This window comes from Cognatundibacterium aquatile (assembly GCF_014699135.1).
GTDB classification, from domain to species: domain Bacteria; phylum Pseudomonadota; class Gammaproteobacteria; order Burkholderiales; family Burkholderiaceae_D; genus Undibacterium; species Undibacterium aquatile.
In genome coordinates this window covers 200,725-218,644 of the sequence record NZ_JACOFT010000003.1, presented here as the reverse complement: position 1 = coordinate 218,644, position 17,920 = coordinate 200,725, and the positions used below count along the sequence as shown (strand labels likewise).

Below are 17,920 nucleotides of genomic sequence, written 5' to 3'. Positions count from 1 at the left end.
CAATGCAAAAACACAGCCATGCCCATTTCCAGCTCCGCCGCCAGCGACTGATGGCGCTGATGCGGGCGCATGGCGGTGGTGTCGCCATCATTCCAACTGCACAGGAACATATCCGTAACAACGATAATCCGTTTCCATTCCGGCACGACAGCTATTTTTATTATCTGTCCGGCTTTGATGAGCCCGAAGCAGTATTGGTGTTAGTTGCCAATGCAAATGAAGAAAAATCGATATTGTTTTGCCGTGAGAAAAATCCCGAACGGGAAATCTGGGATGGTTTCCGCTTCGGACCAGCTGCAGCTAAAACTGCATTCGGCTTTGATCTCGCTGATGCCATCGACAATATCGACACTGAAATGCCGGATTTTCTGGCCGATGCGCACACCTTGTTTTACAGCACTGCTGCAGAACCGCATCTGGACACGCAGGTACATCAATGGCTACAGGCAGTACGCGCCAGAAGCCGGACAGGGATTCAGGCTCCGGCACGCACATTGGACGTGCGGGTCTTGCTGGATGAAATGCGACTGATCAAAGACGAGACAGAAATCGTACTGATGCAACGCGCCGCCAGCATCTCTGCAACGGCACATACGCGAGCCATGCGCAGCGCCCGTCCGGGTCTGTTTGAATATGAACTCGAAGCCGAATTACTGCATGAGTTTCTTCGTCAGGGAGCACAGTCACCCGCCTATGGCTCCATCGTTGCCAGCGGGGCCAATGCCTGTATTCTTCATTATCAGAGCAACCGGGCGCAGATAAAAGACGGAGATTTGATCCTGATCGATGCGGGCTGCGAATTCAACAGTTACGCTTCCGATATCACGCGTACGTTTCCAGCCAATGGCCGTTTCAGCCCCGCACAGAAAACCTTGTATAACATCGTGCTGGCAGCACAGCAGGCAGCACTGGACTGCGCGCATCCGGGCAGCCGGTATATGGATGGGCATCACGCAGCCTTGCGCGTTTTAACGCAGGGAATGCTGGATACAGGTTTGTTGAATAAAAATAGTGTCGGCAATCTGGACGATGCCTTGGCAAATCAGGCTTACCGGCGTTTTTATATGCATGGCACCGGACACTGGCTGGGGTTAGATGTACATGACGTCGGCAATTACAGAGAAAATGAATATAGCGGCGACGAAAAGCCTTATCGTCTTTTGCAGGCAGGGATGGTCATTACGATAGAGCCGGGCATCTACGTGCAGCCAGCACCCGATGTACCGAAAGAATTCTGGAATATCGGTATCCGCATCGAAGACGATATCCTGATCACTGCTGAGGGCCATCGGAATCTGAGCAGCAACACACCAAAAACGGTGGCAGAAATTGAAGCAGAAATGCGTACTACATAAATGATGAAACCAACAACGCACGCCATTATCAATGATGTCGACATCGCCATTTGCGGCGCTGGCCCTGCCGGTCAGGCGCTTGCCTTGCTGTTGCATAAACAGGGTATCGCGGCAGACCGGATCGCCTTATTTGATGGAAAAACCAGCGCACAGGCAGAGCAGGATGCACGCTCGATTGCGCTGTCTGCCGGCAGTCAGCAAATTTTAGAGATGGCGGGCAGTTGGCCAGTCAAAGCAACGCAGATCAGCGAAATTCATGTCTCACGACGCGGGCATTTCGGACGCAGCCTGATCAAAGCCAATGATTATGCGGTGCCAGCCTTAGGTTATGTTGCCCGTTACGGCGACATCATTGCACCGATGCAAAGAGAGATCGCCCACGCCGGTATCCGGATTCACCGGCCCTTACTGGTCAGCAGTCTGGACGAGGCAGGTGACCATGTCCGCCTGAATCTGCAACATCCTGTCACTGGCGACAACATCAGCATGAGCGCCAACGTGGTTGTGCAAGCCGAAGGTGGAACATTTTCCGATCAGTCTGCACGCACGCACCGCCACGATTATCAGCAAATCGCCATCATCGCCCATGTCACCAGCGATCAGCCTTTGCTGCACCGGGCGTTTGAGCGGTTTACCGAACAAGGGCCGCTCGCCCTATTGCCGCAAGAAGATGGTTATGCGCTGGTCTGGTGTGTGCGTCCAACTGTGGCCGAGCAATTATTAGCAGCCGATGATCTGCACTTTAAACAAGCCTTACAACAGGCGTTCGGTAATCGCATAGGGCAACTGCAAAAGGTATCAGAACGGGTATCTTACCCGCTAGGTCTGAATGCGCAGGCACACGCAACAGCCCGCACCGTCAGCATAGGTAACGCAGCCCAGACTTTGCATCCGGTGGCAGGACAAGGGCTAAATCTGGGATTGCGTGATACGTTCGTGCTGGCACGTTGCCTGAGCCGCCATGCGCATCAACTGGATCAGCCAGCGGCGGCATTGGAACAATTCATCCGGCAAAGACAAGCCGACCGCAACATCACGATACGCCTGACCGATACGCTGGCTCGCATCTTTGCCAGTACGCCAGATGGCTCATTGACGCAATCGCTGCTGGGCTTGGGTCTTAGTGTCGTCGATATATACAAACCAGCACGCGATGTGCTGGCCGGACATATGATGTACGGCTGGCGCGAATAAGACGGATTAGTGCTGATCAGGTCTGATACTCGCATTGATTGCCTTACTGGGTTTTAACGCAGTGCTTTTTTTAAACAGGCTATAATCCGCCCCTGTATTGCCAATATTTAAGGAAACACCATGAAATTACGCACGAAAAGACGCGCACTGAATTACAGCCGTTTATACAACCATCAGCTCGCCACCGTGCTGGAAGCAGCCTACGAAGATTTCCGCGTCAGCTTTGCAAAAGACGGCGAATCCCTTTCTGAATCACTCGATTCCCTGCAAAAACTTGGTGCCAGCTATCGCCATTTCAGGAAATTTGCACTGCGTTTTTCCTTCGCACGCTGAACGGCGTCTGCATCTCATCCGGAAGGGTTGTCGCCCTTCCCCACATCAAAATTACGGTGCTGGAGCGAGGTCGCTGCGCATTGTTTCCATCATATGCAAGGCAATTAGCTGCGTCACTCTTATCTCAACGATAATCACAAGATAATGCGGACAAATCGCCGCAACGTTTGTCAGAGAAAAACTCAGATCACACGACAGTCAGTTTATCGGCAAACCGCTGACCGGTTTAATTTCCTCCATGCAAATCATCGAACGCAGAGAAGCTACGCCAGATACCTGCATCAGTGTATCCGTCAGAAACTGCGACAAACTTTTGAGATCTTTGGCGACAACCTTGAGAATGTAATCGAAGTCGCCTGAAATAGTGTGGCATTCAATGATGTCGGGGAATGCCATCAGTTGACGTTCAACCTCACGCACATTACGAAACTGTTCGCGATCCAGCGACAGGTTCACAAACGCCATGACGCCGAGACCAACGGCCTCAGGTGCAACTTGCGCAACGTAGCCGCGTATCACTTTTTTTTCTTCCAGCGTTCTGACCCGGCGTAAGGTTTGTGGCGCCGATAAATGTATCTGCTCAGCCAGATGCAAATTACTCATACGCCCATCTTCTTGCAAGCAACGCAAAATGCTACGATCATAATTATCCATCTCAACCTCTCATCGATATATTTTATTAAGAATCTTATTTTAGAAATTTAAACATACTAATTATAGATATATGAAATTAAATTTCTTTTTTAATAAATAAATCATCGAATTTAGCAATCTAATTTTTGACGTGACTGACTACAATCTTCTATAGAACACGTCATTCAACAACGCACACAGATGCGTGAGGCTTTTGCGAAATTCAGAAAATTTCGCAGCAGCTTCTGCAGTACCTGCTCGCCAGCAGATCAACTCCAGTGACGATGTTTCTGCTCACCATATCTACTAAGGAGAACATCATGGTCACTTTCATTGGAACACAAGACATGCAACGACATCTGCGCGAGGTCGGACTGGAGAGAGCCATTACCCGCATGGCGGCAATGATTGAGGAAGACTATCTGCGCTGGGAATGCTTCGACAAATCTGCCAGAGTTGCAAATCATTCGGATGTTGGCGTCATAGAACTGATGCCGATTTCTGATGGACGCAACTATTCATTCAAGTATGTCAATGGTCACCCAAAAAACACGGAAGCAGGTTTACTGACTGTCACTGCCTTCGGCGTATTGGCCGATGTTGCTACAGGTTATCCACGTCTGTTATCGGAGTTAACACTGACAACAGCAATACGTACCGCGGCCACATCGGCAATGGCTGCTAAATATCTGGCGCGCAAAAACTGTCGCAGCATGGCGTTAATAGGTAATGGCGCACAGAGTGAATTTCAGGCCATTGCGTTCTATACGATGTTGGGAATCAAGGAATTACGAATTTACGATATTGATCAGAAGGCCAGCGATAAGCTGGTGCGTAATTTACGCGCTTATCCTCAAATACGCGTCATTCGTGCCGACTCTGTCGCTGATGCAGTCAAAGGTGCAGATGTGATCACGACGGTCACCGCAGATAAAACCAATGCGACAATTCTGACGCCGGACATGATAGAACCGGGTATGCACATCAACGCCGTCGGTGGTGACTGCCCAGGAAAAACGGAACTGCACGCGGCAATTCTGCAACGAGCCAACGTCGTTGTCGAATACGAACCACAATCGCGCATTGAAGGGGAGTTGCAGCAAATGCCGGCAGACTTCCAGGTGACTGAATTGTGGACTATCCTGCGCTCAGGCAGCACCTATCGCCAAAGTGCGGAGAATATAACTATCTTTGATTCTGTCGGCTTTGCACTGGAGGATTTCTCTGCGATGCGTTATCTGGAAAAATACGTCATGCAGCAATCTTCGACCGAACTTGATCTGCTGCCTGTAATGCACAATCCTAAAGATCTGTTCGGCTTGGGTGTAAGCAGCACAGAAAATAGCGATACCAACCTGCTTAACAATGAAAAAGAATATGATGGCCTTCCTGAAATACCCACTCCAGCTTAAACTTGCGCCCATCTCACCCACATAATTAAAAAAGAATGAAGACTATTTCTTTAATCGGTGCGCCAACGGATGTTGGTGCGAGCGTCAGAGGTGCTGGCATGGGGCCAGACGCACTGAGAGTTGCAGGACTCAACGAAGCGCTTGCCGCCCGTCAGTTTAATGTTGTTGATCACGGCAATCTGCACGGCCCGGCCAATCCGTGGCAACAACCAGTCAATGGCTTACGACACCTGAAAGAAGCAATCGACTGGAATCAGGCAGTCTACGATGCGGTCAATCAGGCGTTGATGCAAGGTCATATTCCTATGATGCTGGGTGGCGATCATTGCCTCGCCATCGGCTCGATCAGCGCGGTTGCGGCACATTGCCGACGCGCAGGAAAGAAGCTGCGTGTATTGTGGTTTGATGCGCATGCGGACAGTAATTTATCCACCATCAGCCCGACCGGTAATATTCATGGAATGCCAGTTGCGTGCCTGATGGGGCATGGCCCGCAGGAACTCATCAGTTATGCCGGGCATACTCCTGCGATACAGCCTGCAGATATCCGCCTGATAGGCATTCGCAGTGTGGATGCTGGCGAAAAAAAGTTTATCCACGACATGGGAATGCAGGTATTCGACATGCGCTACATTGATGAATATGGCATGCGCAATGTGATGAGCTCGGCGCTGGCAGATCTGGATGCTGACACGCATCTGCACGTCAGCTTTGACATGGATTGCCTCGACCCTGGTATCGCTCCGGGTGTGGGTACTGCGGTATTGGGAGGCCCGACCTACCGTGAAGCACAACTGTGTATGGAAATGATTGCAGATACCGGCTTGTTGGCATCACTTGATCTGGTGGAATTAAATCCAGCGCTGGACATTCGCAACCAGACCGCAATTCTCGCAGTCGATCTGATCGAGAGTTTGTTTGGCAAATCAACATTGGTGAGAATGTAGAACCATGTTGTAGCTCTGCACCGTTACAGAAGAACTCAGTTCAAGCCCGATACTACATTGGCATGCACGGTCAAAATAAAAAATCCCCGCTGAATAACGGGGATTTTTTTTCGTTCATCAACTGCTACGATTACTCTACCGCTTTCACCATATCTTCAATGACCTTTTTAGCGTCACCGAACACCATCATGGTCTTGTCCATGTAGAACAATTCATTGTCCAAACCAGCATAGCCGGACGCCATAGAGCGTTTATTCACGATGATGGTTTTTGCTTTGTAGGCCTCAAGAATTGGCATACCTGCGATCGGCGATTTTGGATCTTTTGCTGCAGGATTGACGACGTCGTTAGCACCGAGTACCAGCACGACGTCTGCCTGACCAAATTCGCTATTGATATCTTCCATCTCAAACACCTGGTCGTATGGTACTTCCGCTTCTGCCAGCAGCACATTCATGTGTCCAGGCATACGCCCTGCTACAGGATGAATTGCATATTTTACGGTAATGCCTTTGTGCGTCAGTTTCTCAGTCAACTCTTTCAGCGCATGCTGAGCGCGTGCCACGGCAAGACCGTAGCCTGGAACAATAATGACTGTTTCCGCATTTCCCAACAAAAACGCAACGTCGTCAGCGGAACCGGATTTCACGTTCCGTTGTGCCTGCCCACCGGCAGCAGCCTCGGCGGGCGCGCCACCAAAACCACCAAGAATCACATTAAAGAAGGAGCGGTTCATTGCCTTACACATGATGTAAGAAAGAATCGCACCAGATGAGCCAACTAATGAACCGGCGATAATCAGCATTGAGTTATTCAGGGAGAAACCGATCCCTGCAGCAGCCCAGCCTGAATAACTATTCAGCATGGAGACCACGACTGGCATGTCGGCACCACCGATAGGAATGATGATCAGCACACCCAATACAAATGCGATCAGCGCCATCAACACAAACGGTATCCATGCCGGTTCTGTACCAGGCGCAAAGCAGAAGATCAGTCCGAGCCCGACCATCGTGATCGCTAGGATCAGATTCAAAAAGTGTTGTCCTGTAAAACTGACAGGTGCGCCCTGAAACAAGCGGAACTTATATTTACCCGACAATTTACCAAACGCAATCACGGAACCTGAGAACGTGATCGCACCAACAAACGTACCGATAAATAACTCAAGACGATTACCGAAAGGAATCGCAACATCACGTGTCGTAATATTGAAAATCCACGGTTCTGCAACGACCGACACTGCAATACACACTGCCGCCAAACCGATTAGTGAATGCATTGCTGCAACCAGCTCTGGCATCTTGGTCATTTCGACCCGTTTTGCCAATGTAGCGCCAATGCCGCCACCGACAATCACCCCCAGTGCGACGAGACCATAACCTAAGCCACCACCTGCTGCTTCGGTTTTCAGCTTAACGATCAAGGCAATGGTCGTAGCGACAGCGACGGCCATTCCCATCATGCCGAAAGCGTTACCACGTCTAGCCGTCGATGGATGCGACAAACCTTTTAACGCTTGAATAAAACAAACAGATGCAATCAGATAGAGCATCGTGACCAGATTCATGCTCATTATTTGCTCTCCTTGCTGGCGTTGGTCGGCGTTGCCTTAGGTTCCTTCTTCTTAAACATTTCCAGCATTCTCTGGGTAACCAGAAATCCGCCGAACACGTTCACAGCAGCCAGCGCCACCGCAACGGTTCCCATCACCTGTGCCAGCAAACCTTCAGTCAGTCCTGCTGCCAGCATGGCGCCAACGATGATGATGGCAGAAATCGCATTAGTCACGGCCATTAATGGCGTGTGCAATGCGGGAGTAACCGTCCACACCACGTGATAACCGACATAAATTGCCAGTACAAAAATGATGAGGTTGGTTAGGGTATGACTTACTTCCATGATGTCCTCTCTGTAGTATGGATTAAGACATGCAAAAGCAGACGATACTGTCGCGAGGAGCAACCAGTCTGAAAATTTTACAGATTCAGTCCAGATGCTGCCTCGCCAATATTGTCTCAATACTCTTTCAGACTGGTGATCTGGTTTTTTGCGTTCACAAATACCACATTCGGTTTGTGATTACGCGCTTCCTCTTCCGTCATCGGCGCGTATGTGCAGATAATCATCAAATCACCCAATTGCACCTTGCGGGCTGCAGCGCCATTCAGGGAGATCTCGCCACTTCCACGTTTACCTTTGATGGCATAAGTGGAAAAGCGCTCACCATTATTGACGTTATACAGCTCAATCTGTTCGTTCTCGATGATATTCGCGGCGTCGAGCAGATCTTCATCAATTCCACATGAACCTTCGTAGTGGAGATCGCACTGGGTCACAGATGCGCGATGAATTTTGGCGCGGAGCATATTTCTTTGCATGGTATTTCTACTTTCTATTGCTTGTTACAAAAAACTTAAAATCTGTTTTATTTCTTCAGTACCTCACCGCCCGCACAAACCAGAGTTGCTGCAACGATTTCATCTTCACGATTAATCGCCAGTCCGGCATCTTTGTCGATAATTAATTTCAGAAAATCCAACACGTTGCGTGCATACAAGGCCGACGCGTCTGCCGCAACCAGGGTCGCCAGATTCGGTTCGCCGATAATGTGCACACCATATTTAGTGACTGTTTTGTTCAATTCAGACAAAGGACAATTACCACCCTGCTCCACCGCCATATCGACAATGACCGATCCTGGTTTCATCGCTTTGACAGTTTCTTCCGAAATCAAAACCGGTGCTTTCCTTCCCGGGATCAGTGCGGTAGTAATGATAATATCTGCCTGTTTGGCTCGTTCATGAACCAGTGCCGCCTGACGCGCCATCCAGGCGGCTGGCATAGGGCGCGCATAACCACCAACGCCCTTGGCAATTTCCCGCTCTTCATCTGTCTCGTACGGTACATCAATGAATTTTGCGCCGAGCGATTCGACCTGCTCTTTAACGGGAGGCCTGACGTCGGATGCTTCAATCACTGCGCCCAGACGTTTCGCCGTCGCAATTGCCTGCAAACCAGCAACACCGACGCCCATGATTAAAACACGAGCCGCTTTTACCGTTCCGGCTGCAGTCATCAGCATAGGCATAAAGCGCTGATAAGTATTTGCAGCCAACATCACTGCTTTATAACCAGCAATGTTTGCCTGAGAAGACAGCACGTCGAGTGACTGCGCACGGGTAATGCGCGGTGCAGCTTCCAGAGCGAATGCATTCAGACCGTGTGCGGCCATCACTGCAATATTTTCAGTATCGAAAGGATTCAGCATGCCCACTAACGTTGTACCGGACTTGATCAAAGTCCGTTCGTCAGCATCCGGGGCACGCACTTTCAGCACCAGTTCAGCGCCAAATGCGTCGGCAGCAGAACCAATTTGAGCTCCTGCTGCTTGATAAGCTTCATCAGTGATACTCGAGGCCACGCCAGCACCAGACTGCACAATCACCTGATGTTTTGCAGCTACGTACTTCTTAATGGTTTCCGGAGTTGCCGCAACACGCGTCTCTCCGGGCCGAGTCTCGGCGGGGATGCCGATTTTCATAGATTTGCTCCCTGACTAAGTAAATAAAATCTTTTTATGCTTATCGCAAACATGCAAGCGATTACATGCTTGCTGTATCTGACTTCGGTCCGTTCAGAACATGAATACCGATCTGATCCAAACAGTGCTATCCGGCGATGGCAGGTACCGGATTCAATCTAACAACAGCCTCAAAACAGCAGCAAGTATCTGATGCAAAAATCAACAATGCTTACCAGATTCTTACATTTAATAATAGGCAACGATATTACACGCAAAATGTTTTTTAGAACAACCGTTCGTTTTTGTGGCTTTCTACTATTTTCCCTTTCACCACAAATATGTTATGCGAGATAAGAGTCGCCAATTTCCCCCGTTTTATCCCGTAAGAGCGGCAGATTATAAAAAAATAGTCAGCTAGAGATGCGTCGGGCAACCCGCAAGTATATCGACAGACGACACAAACGCCCGTGGCAAAGTAAAATGTCGGACTTATTGAGAAAAGCTATGTCAACTATCTGGAAACCATCCGTCACAGTCGCCGCCATCATTGAGCGTAACAAACGCTTTTTAATGGTGGAAGAAGAAACAAACGAAGGCATTCGCATTAACCAGCCTGCCGGCCATCTGGACCCGAATGAATCACTTGAACAAGCGGTGATACGGGAAACCCTGGAAGAAACAGCACACGACTTCACACCCACGGCGCTGATCGGTACTTATCTATCACGCTACACATCTCCTAAAACCGGAGAAGACGTCACTTATTTACGTTTCGCGTTCACGGGAGAAGTCGGGCAGCAACATGATCGCGCTCTGGACACAGGCATTCTGCGATCCATGTGGATGAGTTACAACGAAATACTGAATGCAGAACATCTCCATCGCAGTCCGCTGGTGTTGCAATGTATCGATGACTATTTACGAGGAAAGCGTGCTCCGCTGTCCTTACTGTTTACACACCCGAGCGTATTATGAGTAAAAAACGAGTAGTGATAGGTATGTCTGGTGGCGTTGATTCATCTGTATCTGCATGGCTTCTAAAAGAACAAGGCTATGAAGTCATCGGCCTTTTTATGAAAAACTGGGAAGATGACGATGACTCAGAGTATTGCTCCACCCGCGAAGACTGGATAGATGCAGTCAGCGTCGCTGATGTCGTTGGCGTCGATATAGAAGCAGTCAATTTTGCCAGTGAATATAAAGATCGCGTGTTTGCTGAATTCTTACGCGAATATCAGGCCGGACGCACACCAAACCCGGACGTATTGTGCAATGCTGAAATTAAATTTAAAGCATTTCTGGATCACGCAATGAAGCTGGGCGCGGACTATATCGCAACAGGACACTATGCACGTGTGCGGGAAGTCAATGGCGAATTTCAGTTATTGAAAGCCTTGGATGCCAGCAAAGATCAAAGCTATTTTTTGCACAGGTTAAATCAAAAGCAGCTCGCCAACACTTTATTTCCTTTAGGTGAAATTCATAAAACTGAAGTCCGGAAAATTGCCGAGCAATTGCAATTGCCAAATGCGAAAAAGAAAGATTCGACCGGAATTTGCTTTATCGGCGAACGTCCTTTCCGAGAATTTCTGAATCGTTATCTGTCTTACAAACCGGGAGCGATTAAAACTCCTGAAGGTGAAACAATAGGACAACACGTCGGTTTGAGTTTTTATACCTTAGGACAACGCAAAGGCATAGGCATCGGCGGCATCAAGTCTCATCAGAATGCCGATGGCAGCAGCGACGCGTGGTATGTCGCAAGAAAAGATGTGGCAGAAAATACGCTGTATGCAGTACAAGGTCACGATCATCCCTGGCTGCTGTCTTCTGCACTCGATGCAACGCAGGTAAGCTGGGTCGCAGGCCACGCTCCTGAAGTCGGCCAGTTATCAGCAAAAACACGCTATCGTCAACCCGACGTCAGTTGTGATTTCTCCGGAGATAATGAGCAATTCCATCTGCATTTCGATCAGGCACAATGGGCGGTTACGCCGGGGCAATCTGCCGTTTTGTATGATGGTGACATCTGTCTCGGCGGAGGTATTATTCATTCTGCAAGCGCAGAAAAATGAATTTTGCGGAACTGAAAATTTGCGACAAAAAACAATGAATGACCGGTTCCGGCAAGATTAATCTAAATTTTATTTAAGATTTTCTTCGTTAAATTGAATAATCACGATTATTTGATACGTTTTGTCGCTTTACAATTCAATTTAATGAAATTACATTTACATTTTTCTCACACTGGAAACGCCAGCAAATCATGAATCATCCTGATACGCAAGTCCTGGGCGGCACCGTCAATGCGCGGATAGGCAAGGTATATATGAGCCTGTCTAAAGCACATAAAAAAGCTGCGGATTATGTACTGTCGAATGTATTTCGGTCGGCGACGATGTCAATCGACGAGCTTGCGAATGCGGTTGGTATTTCCGTTGCAACGGCCAACCGGTTTGCCCGCGCACTGGGATTTGACGGATATCCGCAATTCCGTGCTGAACTTGTATGCGGCTTTGAGGCCATGCTCGCCCCTATTGACAACCTGCGTAGTGAAGTCCAACGACCAGCGACAAGCACCGAAATTATTGCGGGTTCTCTCAACGAAGATCTGGCCAATCTGGAAGCCACCCGTCGCGGTCTCGATCCTGCACTGTGTAATCAGGCAGTTAAAATGATTTTAAATGCCGAACGCATTTACATCATTGGTTACGGTGCCAGCGCCTTTCTGGCAGGGCTGATGGCGCACAGTCTTGATCCATTCTGCAATACCGTGCAATCGACCATCGGCACCGGCGGCCCGTCCACAGTAGCCCGGCAATTGTTCAAATACACTTCGCGTGACCTGGTGATCGGCATTTCTTTTCCACGCTATGCAGAAGATGCGGTGACCATTTTGCGGCAACTGAATGAGAAAAAAGTACCGGTACTGGCACTCACTGATGCGCCAAGCTCACCACTGGCTGCACTGGCAAATATCACTCTGTATGCGCAGACCCGACGCCATTTTTCGCCAAACTCTGAAGGTGCCGCACTCTGCCTGATAGAGGCGATATGCAGCGCCGTCGCACATCAGGCAAAAGCACCGGTACATGCCGCGTCAGAAATGACAAAGTTTGTAATGCCATGGCTATACCAAGAGTCAAATACAGGCGTGCGTAAATCGTCGCCAGATCTGACCGTGATCGATGCAGATCGACCGGCATAAATAACGTTTCTGTCCATTCGAGACCTCATAAAAAGACCTCAAAGCAAATTTTGCCTTGAGGTTTTTTTACAGATGGAGATGAAGCTGAAAATCAGGATCGGATAATGTAGTCAAACGCAGCCAGTGAAGCCTTAGCACCTTCGCCAACAGCAATCACAATTTGCTTGTATGGCACCGTGGTCACATCGCCGGCGGCAAAAACGCCAGCTAAAGAAGTTTGCCCACGCGCATCGATTTCAATTTCGCCGTGACGGGATAATGTCAGACTGCCTTTCAACCATTCAGTATTTGGCACCAGACCAATCTGAACGAAAATACCTTCGAGTTCAACATTATTCAACTCGCCACTGACAATATCTTTGTAGCTCAGCGCATTCACCTTCTGCCCATCTCCATGCACTTCCGTTGTTTGCGCCTGAGTAATCACCGTTACATTGGTCAGACTACGCAATTTACGCTGCAATACTTCATCGGCACGTAACTCTGCACCAAATTCCAGCAAAGTGACGTGACTGACGATGCCTGCCAGGTCAATTGCTGCTTCAACTCCGGAATTGCCACCACCGATGACGGCGACACGTTTTCCTTTAAATAAAGGACCGTCGCAGTGCGGACAGTAAGCAACACCATGGTTACGGTATTCACGTTCACCGGGAACATTGATTTCACGCCAACGTGCACCGGTCGCTAAAATGACCGCTTTGGCTTTCAGCGTTGCACCACTGGCCAACTGAATTTCATTGACACCGTCTTTTTGCGTGAGCTTCTCAGCTCGCTGCAAATTCATAATATCGACACCATAAGTCTTCACGTGCTGTTCCAGTGCCGCCGCAAACTTTGGCCCTTCTGTCTCGGTAACAGAAATAAAATTCTCAATCGACATCGTGTCGAGAACCTGACCGCCAAACCGTTCAGCCACCACACCAGTACGAATTCCTTTACGGGCAGCATAGATCGCCGCTGCCGCACCTGCCGGGCCACCGCCGACGATCAGTACGTCATAAGGTGCTTTTGCATCCAATTTTTCAGCAGCACGTTGTACAGACCCGGTATCGAGTTTCGCCAGAATCTCTTCGATGGACATACGTCCCTGACCGAATACCTGACCATTCAGATAGACGGTTGGCACCGCCATAATCTGACGTTGTTCAACTTCAGCCTGAAACAAAGCGCCATCAATCGTGACCGATTGCACTCGTGGGTTCAATACCGCAATCAGATTCAGCGACTGCACAACTTCCGGACAATTCTGGCAAGTCAGAGAAATATAGGTCTCAAAACGAAAATCGCCATCAAGATTTTTGATCTGCTCAATCACATCTGCGTCAACTTTAGGCGGATGACCGCCTGCCTGCAGTAAAGCAAGCACCAGAGATGTGAACTCGTGCCCCATCGGAATACCGGCGAAACGCAAGTTAATGTCATGCCCTGGTGAAGTAATCGCAAATGACGGCTTACGCTCATTATCATCAGTATTTTCAGACAGGCTGATTTTGTCGGACAACTCAGCAATTTCACGCAGCAAGGCTTGCATTTCTTTTGCCTTCTCGCTGTCATCAAGCGAGGCCAGCAACTGAATAGGACGTGTCAGTTTTTCGAGGTATGCTTTTAATTGCGTTTTGAGAGTCGTGTCTAACATGATGCCTTCTTTCTGATACTGTTGAATTCATCTTCCCGGCATCAATCACCGGGAAGATGCGAAATACTACTTAGATCTTGCCAACCAGATCCAGGGATGGAGTCAATGTTTCCGCGCCTGGTGTCCATTTCGCTGGGCAAACTTCACCTGGGTGATTTGCAACGTATTGTGCGGCCTGAACTTTACGCAGCAATTCTTTCGCGTCACGGCCAATACCGTTGTCATGCACTTCCATAACTTTGATTTCGCCCGCTGGGTTCACAACGAATGTACCGCGCAGTGCCAGACCTTCTTCTTCGATCAGCACTTCAAAGTTACGGGAAATCGCCAGTGTTGGATCACCCAGCATTGGGTAAGTGATTTTGCCGATAGTGTCAGAAGTGTCGTGCCACGCTTTGTGGGTGAAATGTGTATCTGTAGAAACGCTGTAGATTTCAACGCCCAGTTTTTTGAATTCTTCGTAGTGATCCGCCAGATCGCCTAATTCCGTTGGACAAACAAAAGTAAAGTCTGCTGGATAAAATACAAAAACAGACCATTTGCCAGCCAGATCTTCGCTGGAAACCGGAACAAATTTGCCATTGTGGTAAGCGGTAGTTTTAAATGGCTTTACAGTAGTATTAATCAGTGACATGGTAATTTCCTTTGTTGTTGAAACAGGTGTTAAGTGATGAGTTCAAATGATAAAACGTTTTTCCATATTTAAATAGCTAATTAATTTTATTAAACTCATTAAGTTTAGCTATCGAAACTAGTATACCGTAATATTCTTAAATAGATATGTCATGCACTCACGTGAGCAGATCACAGAATCAAAACGGTCAACAGAAACGGATGTGTCACCCCAGCTGTCGCCATCACAGTCAACAACGTTGCTCCTTGAGATTCAATGATCAACTCTGTGAGAGCCAAATAATAATTTCTATGTCGAATCTACAAAGCATTCGATTTCTTATTGTGCAACGTTATAATTCCCGACCACCTCATCACAAGGAATATCTATCGTGTCAGACCGACTTGCCGTTCTTCCTCAATACCTTTTACCTAAACGGGCTCTGACCGTATTTGCCGGAAAAATTGCGAATGCCAAGGCAGGCAAGCTGACCACTCACCTGATCGAATGGTTTGTGGACAAATATCAGGTCGACATGAGTGAGGCAGCCAATCCGGATATCGCCAGTTACACCAGCTTTAACGAATTCTTTACGCGACCACTGAAGAGCGGTATCAGACCATTGGCAAACAGCGATTTGATTTGTCCTGTTGATGGTGCAATCAGTCAATTCGGCCCGATTGCCAAAGGGCAAATTTTCCAGGCAAAAGGACATGATTATTCAGCGACGGCATTGCTTGGTGGAGATAGCAAAGCTGCCGCCCAGTTTCACGATGGCAGTTTCGCGACCATTTATCTGAGCCCGCGCGATTATCACCGCATACACATGCCTTGCGATGGAAAGCTGACCCGCATGATTTACGTGCCGGGTGATTTATTCTCCGTCAATCCAACAACTGCCCGCGGTGTTCCAGGCTTATTTGCGCGAAATGAACGCGTTGTCTGCTTTTTTGAATCTGCTACAGGTCCATTTGTATTAACCCTCGTCGGAGCGACGATCGTTGGCAGCATGGCCACAGTCTGGCATGGCATTGTGAATCCGCCGCGCACTAAAAATATCGTCGAATGGGACTACAGCAAAGACAACATCTCCCTCAAAAAAGGAGAAGAAATGGGACGCTTCATGCTGGGATCAACGGTGGTATTACTTTTCCCTCATAACACGCTGGCATTTAATTCCTTGTGGACTGCAGCAAAGCCCGTACGCATGGGAGAAGCCATGGGAAGTCGTTCGTAAGGCTGATGCCCCTCCACTCACCAGACAAAGCCTGCAATTCGATATTGCAGGCTTTTTTTATTGCGCGAACGCAAGCAATTACATTCAGAGACATCTGCATACTAAAAAATTCTTGCCAATCTCATTTATTTGCATAATAATCTAAATAAGAATTGTTCTCACTTAGATTTATAGGAAAGCAAAATGGCTGAATTTAATACGCAACAGATGTTCGTCTCAGACACGTCGGCAAAGGCGCAACTTCAGCCTGTCGCACGCAAAACGGTTCCTCGGTTAAGCAGCAGGGATCTGATGCAGTCTTCCCGAGAACTCGAAATTGATCACGAAGGACGCATTTATCGCCTGCGGATAACACAGTTAAACAAATTGATTCTGACAGCCTAAGCCGTCATTGATTTCACAGGTAGCCAGCCAATCAGGGTTCAGCCAGTCCGATCCGGTTTCTCACTGAGGAAAACACTATGTCGATTCACTATGAAATGCATTCTGAGTTATCAACACCGCCATCAAAAGCATCGACGCCGGAAATATTGGTTTCCGCTGTTCTGCATCTGATGTCGCATTACACCGTGAACTCAATCAATGCAGAAGGCGAAGCTGCCTGCGTCAAATTGGCATCTGTGATTGAAAAACATCTGCAAGCCTTGTCTGAATTACCTGAATTAGCACCGGTGTTGCGGGCAACCTGCCAGCAATTATCGGAACAATGGGCAACATTAGTTGATCGCAATTTATGTCAGCCAAGAAAACCAAAACGCTTTTCCTGGCTGATGTGAAAAGCGTGTAGTTATTAAAGTAAAGAAAAGAGCGAGGGAGCTATGATTGTTTGTGTTTGCAACAATGTCTCTGAAAAAAAGATTCATCACGCAGTCGATACCGGGATGAGCACCATGTCTGATTTACGTACTCATCTGAACGTCGGTACTTGCTGCGGTAAATGTGCTGGCTGCGCGCGACAAGTGCTGCGCGAATGCATCGCCAAGAAAGAATCGAGAGAACATGAAGTGCAGTTATTTTTACATAAACTGGGCTTTCAGAATAACGAGATACCAGCATGAATACACACTTCTACCCTACGTATGGCAATGAAGAAAAAGCGCTGAGCCGCTCACGCATTTTGTCATTTTCGATCATAGTCCTCGCGCATCTGGGTCTGGCATACGCGCTACAACATGGCCTGATTTCTAAAGTGACCCAATTGCTGCCACGTGAAGTTGTCATGACCTTAATACAGCCGGAAACGCCTGTACCGGAACAAACAAAACCGCAAATTGTTCAGAGCAAAAAAATGCTCACTCCGGTTACGACAGAAGTAATGCCGCCTAAAACTCCTATCGTCACTCCGAATAACGTCCCGAATGAACAGGCGATTGTTGCAGCGGCAACTGAATCACCGGTTGCCAGTGCAAAAACGGAAGTAACGACGCAGGCACCGACCGGGACACCTTCCCCGACAGCAATCAAGACTGTCAGCGCTGTTGAATATATACGCGCACCCAAAGCAGAGTATCCGCGTGTATCCAGACGTATGGGCGAAGAAGGTAAAGTAACCTTACGCGTATTAGTCAATGAGAAAGGATATGCTGAAAAGGTCGACATTCAGAAATCATCCGGTTTCCAACGTCTGGACGAAGCGGCGCGTCATGCATTGATGCAAGCCATCTTCAAGCCCTATCTCGAAGATGGAAGGGCTCTGGCGATGATTGCAACCGCGACCATTAATTTTTCTCTGGACGTATAACCAGATTTCACAATCGATTTTTTTATTTCGATTGAGCAGTAAGTTGCTATGATATGAGCACTTCACTCTTCACCACTGTCGA

Annotated in this window: 20 protein-coding genes; 13 read left to right on the top strand and 7 right to left on the bottom strand. The window is 48.4% G+C overall.

What is annotated here, in order from left to right; translation table 11 throughout:
• The first annotated feature begins 2 nt into the window (after positions 1 to 2).
• From H8K26_RS09575 to H8K26_RS09565, 3 genes are all read left to right on the top strand, one after another.
• Positions 3 to 1,355 carry an aminopeptidase P N-terminal domain-containing protein gene (locus H8K26_RS09575; protein WP_190479118.1) on the top strand — a complete coding sequence of 451 codons (1,353 nt, stop codon included), beginning with the start codon at positions 3 to 5 and terminating at the stop codon, positions 1,353 to 1,355.
• Positions 1,356 to 2,549, top strand: a complete 1,194-nt coding sequence (locus H8K26_RS09570; RefSeq protein ID WP_223826940.1) for an FAD-dependent monooxygenase — start codon at positions 1,356 to 1,358, stop codon at positions 2,547 to 2,549.
• 120 nt (positions 2,550 to 2,669) lie between these two features.
• On the top strand, positions 2,670 to 2,882 hold the full coding sequence (locus H8K26_RS09565) for a hypothetical protein (RefSeq protein WP_186882930.1): 213 nt from the start codon (positions 2,670 to 2,672) through the stop codon (positions 2,880 to 2,882).
• A 198-nt stretch (positions 2,883 to 3,080) separates the two neighbouring features.
• On the opposite strand, the gene H8K26_RS09560 is transcribed toward H8K26_RS09565, so the two are convergent.
• Positions 3,081 to 3,536 (bottom strand): Lrp/AsnC family transcriptional regulator, encoded by a 456-nt coding sequence (locus H8K26_RS09560; RefSeq protein WP_186882924.1) that lies wholly within the window; start codon positions 3,534 to 3,536, stop codon positions 3,081 to 3,083.
• Between the two features lie 299 nt (positions 3,537 to 3,835).
• Here H8K26_RS09560 and H8K26_RS09555 point away from each other — a divergent pair, with 299 nt between their 5' ends.
• Together H8K26_RS09555 and rocF are read left to right on the top strand one after the other, a co-directional pair.
• Entirely contained in the window at positions 3,836 to 4,927 is a 1,092-nt protein-coding gene (locus H8K26_RS09555) for an ornithine cyclodeaminase (protein WP_186882923.1), read from the top strand.
• A gap of 35 nt (positions 4,928 to 4,962) precedes the next feature.
• Positions 4,963 to 5,874, top strand: coding sequence for an arginase (rocF, locus tag H8K26_RS09550; RefSeq protein ID WP_186882922.1), 912 nt, complete (start codon positions 4,963 to 4,965; stop codon positions 5,872 to 5,874).
• Positions 5,875 to 6,004: 130 nt separating this feature from the next.
• On the opposite strand, the gene H8K26_RS09545 is transcribed toward rocF, so the two are convergent.
• The 4 genes from H8K26_RS09545 to H8K26_RS09530 form a co-directional block, all read right to left on the bottom strand.
• On the bottom strand, positions 6,005 to 7,450 hold the full coding sequence (locus H8K26_RS09545; RefSeq protein ID WP_190479116.1) for an NAD(P)(+) transhydrogenase (Re/Si-specific) subunit beta: 1,446 nt from the start codon (positions 7,448 to 7,450) through the stop codon (positions 6,005 to 6,007).
• Positions 7,450 to 7,776, bottom strand: coding sequence for an NAD(P) transhydrogenase subunit alpha part 2 (locus H8K26_RS09540; RefSeq protein ID WP_186882920.1), 327 nt, complete (start codon positions 7,774 to 7,776; stop codon positions 7,450 to 7,452). The genes H8K26_RS09545 and H8K26_RS09540 overlap by 1 nt, the downstream gene beginning before the upstream one ends.
• A gap of 116 nt (positions 7,777 to 7,892) precedes the next feature.
• Positions 7,893 to 8,255 (bottom strand): aspartate 1-decarboxylase, encoded by a 363-nt coding sequence (gene panD / locus H8K26_RS09535; RefSeq protein ID WP_190479114.1) that lies wholly within the window; start codon positions 8,253 to 8,255, stop codon positions 7,893 to 7,895.
• A 47-nt stretch (positions 8,256 to 8,302) separates the two neighbouring features.
• On the bottom strand, positions 8,303 to 9,418 hold the full coding sequence (locus H8K26_RS09530; RefSeq protein ID WP_190479112.1) for a Re/Si-specific NAD(P)(+) transhydrogenase subunit alpha: 1,116 nt from the start codon (positions 9,416 to 9,418) through the stop codon (positions 8,303 to 8,305).
• Between the two features lie 486 nt (positions 9,419 to 9,904).
• Here H8K26_RS09530 and H8K26_RS09525 point away from each other — a divergent pair, with 486 nt between their 5' ends.
• The 3 genes from H8K26_RS09525 (at position 9,905) to H8K26_RS09515 (ending at position 12,608) form a co-directional block, all read left to right on the top strand.
• Positions 9,905 to 10,375: an NUDIX hydrolase gene (locus tag H8K26_RS09525; protein WP_186882917.1), complete on the top strand. Its 471-nt coding sequence runs from the start codon at positions 9,905 to 9,907 to the stop codon at positions 10,373 to 10,375.
• Positions 10,372 to 11,475, top strand: a complete 1,104-nt coding sequence (mnmA, locus tag H8K26_RS09520) for a tRNA 2-thiouridine(34) synthase MnmA (protein WP_190479110.1) — start codon at positions 10,372 to 10,374, stop codon at positions 11,473 to 11,475. Before H8K26_RS09525 ends, mnmA begins: the two co-directional genes overlap by 4 nt.
• Positions 11,476 to 11,666: 191 nt before the next feature.
• Entirely contained in the window at positions 11,667 to 12,608 is a 942-nt protein-coding gene (locus H8K26_RS09515; protein ID WP_186882915.1) for a MurR/RpiR family transcriptional regulator, read from the top strand.
• Between the two features lie 91 nt (positions 12,609 to 12,699).
• Here the strand turns inward: H8K26_RS09515 and ahpF are convergent, their stop codons facing one another.
• Both ahpF and ahpC read right to left on the bottom strand, forming a co-directional pair.
• Positions 12,700 to 14,247 carry an alkyl hydroperoxide reductase subunit F gene (gene ahpF / locus H8K26_RS09510; protein WP_190479108.1) on the bottom strand — a complete coding sequence of 516 codons (1,548 nt, stop codon included), beginning with the start codon at positions 14,245 to 14,247 and terminating at the stop codon, positions 12,700 to 12,702.
• A 70-nt stretch (positions 14,248 to 14,317) separates the two neighbouring features.
• Positions 14,318 to 14,881 carry an alkyl hydroperoxide reductase subunit C gene (ahpC, locus tag H8K26_RS09505; protein WP_186882913.1) on the bottom strand — a complete coding sequence of 188 codons (564 nt, stop codon included), beginning with the start codon at positions 14,879 to 14,881 and terminating at the stop codon, positions 14,318 to 14,320.
• A 370-nt stretch (positions 14,882 to 15,251) separates the two neighbouring features.
• Here ahpC and asd point away from each other — a divergent pair, with 370 nt between their 5' ends.
• The 5 genes from asd to H8K26_RS09480 all read left to right on the top strand — a co-directional run bounded on the left by asd (position 15,252) and on the right by H8K26_RS09480 (position 17,838).
• Complete coding sequence (gene asd / locus H8K26_RS09500; RefSeq protein WP_190479106.1) at positions 15,252 to 16,097, top strand: archaetidylserine decarboxylase; 846 nt, start codon at positions 15,252 to 15,254, stop codon at positions 16,095 to 16,097.
• A gap of 183 nt (positions 16,098 to 16,280) precedes the next feature.
• Positions 16,281 to 16,481, top strand: a complete 201-nt coding sequence (hemP, locus tag H8K26_RS09495) for a hemin uptake protein HemP (protein WP_223826939.1) — start codon at positions 16,281 to 16,283, stop codon at positions 16,479 to 16,481.
• Between the two features lie 77 nt (positions 16,482 to 16,558).
• Positions 16,559 to 16,873, top strand: coding sequence for a hypothetical protein (locus tag H8K26_RS09490; protein WP_223826938.1), 315 nt, complete (start codon positions 16,559 to 16,561; stop codon positions 16,871 to 16,873).
• Between the two features lie 42 nt (positions 16,874 to 16,915).
• A complete protein-coding gene (locus H8K26_RS09485) occupies positions 16,916 to 17,155 on the top strand; it encodes a (2Fe-2S)-binding protein (RefSeq protein ID WP_190479104.1) in 240 nt (79 codons plus the stop codon).
• On the top strand, positions 17,152 to 17,838 hold the full coding sequence (locus H8K26_RS09480; RefSeq protein ID WP_190479102.1) for an energy transducer TonB: 687 nt from the start codon (positions 17,152 to 17,154) through the stop codon (positions 17,836 to 17,838). The genes H8K26_RS09485 and H8K26_RS09480 overlap by 4 nt, the downstream gene beginning before the upstream one ends.
• Positions 17,839 to 17,920 lie beyond the last annotated feature (82 nt).

Coding starts and splice junctions, on each gene's coding strand:
- hemP (WP_223826939.1), top strand. CDS start 16,281: ATGGCTGAATTTAATACGCAACAGATGTTCGTCTCAGACACGTCGGCA.
- rocF (WP_186882922.1), top strand. CDS start 4,963: ATGAAGACTATTTCTTTAATCGGTGCGCCAACGGATGTTGGTGCGAGC.
- H8K26_RS09485 (WP_190479104.1), top strand. CDS start 16,916: ATGATTGTTTGTGTTTGCAACAATGTCTCTGAAAAAAAGATTCATCAC.
- H8K26_RS09480 (WP_190479102.1), top strand. CDS start 17,152: ATGAATACACACTTCTACCCTACGTATGGCAATGAAGAAAAAGCGCTG.
- H8K26_RS09565 (WP_186882930.1), top strand. CDS start 2,670: ATGAAATTACGCACGAAAAGACGCGCACTGAATTACAGCCGTTTATAC.
- H8K26_RS09490 (WP_223826938.1), top strand. CDS start 16,559: ATGTCGATTCACTATGAAATGCATTCTGAGTTATCAACACCGCCATCA.
- H8K26_RS09555 (WP_186882923.1), top strand. CDS start 3,836: ATGGTCACTTTCATTGGAACACAAGACATGCAACGACATCTGCGCGAG.
- H8K26_RS09515 (WP_186882915.1), top strand. CDS start 11,667: ATGAATCATCCTGATACGCAAGTCCTGGGCGGCACCGTCAATGCGCGG.
- ahpC (WP_186882913.1), bottom strand. CDS start 14,881: ATGTCACTGATTAATACTACTGTAAAGCCATTTAAAACTACCGCTTAC.
- H8K26_RS09575 (WP_190479118.1), top strand. CDS start 3: ATGCAAAAACACAGCCATGCCCATTTCCAGCTCCGCCGCCAGCGACTG.
- H8K26_RS09525 (WP_186882917.1), top strand. CDS start 9,905: ATGTCAACTATCTGGAAACCATCCGTCACAGTCGCCGCCATCATTGAG.
- H8K26_RS09570 (WP_223826940.1), top strand. CDS start 1,356: ATGATGAAACCAACAACGCACGCCATTATCAATGATGTCGACATCGCC.
- mnmA (WP_190479110.1), top strand. CDS start 10,372: ATGAGTAAAAAACGAGTAGTGATAGGTATGTCTGGTGGCGTTGATTCA.
- H8K26_RS09540 (WP_186882920.1), bottom strand. CDS start 7,776: ATGGAAGTAAGTCATACCCTAACCAACCTCATCATTTTTGTACTGGCA.
- H8K26_RS09530 (WP_190479112.1), bottom strand. CDS start 9,418: ATGAAAATCGGCATCCCCGCCGAGACTCGGCCCGGAGAGACGCGTGTT.
- H8K26_RS09545 (WP_190479116.1), bottom strand. CDS start 7,450: ATGAGCATGAATCTGGTCACGATGCTCTATCTGATTGCATCTGTTTGT.
- H8K26_RS09560 (WP_186882924.1), bottom strand. CDS start 3,536: ATGGATAATTATGATCGTAGCATTTTGCGTTGCTTGCAAGAAGATGGG.
- ahpF (WP_190479108.1), bottom strand. CDS start 14,247: ATGTTAGACACGACTCTCAAAACGCAATTAAAAGCATACCTCGAAAAA.
- panD (WP_190479114.1), bottom strand. CDS start 8,255: ATGCAAAGAAATATGCTCCGCGCCAAAATTCATCGCGCATCTGTGACC.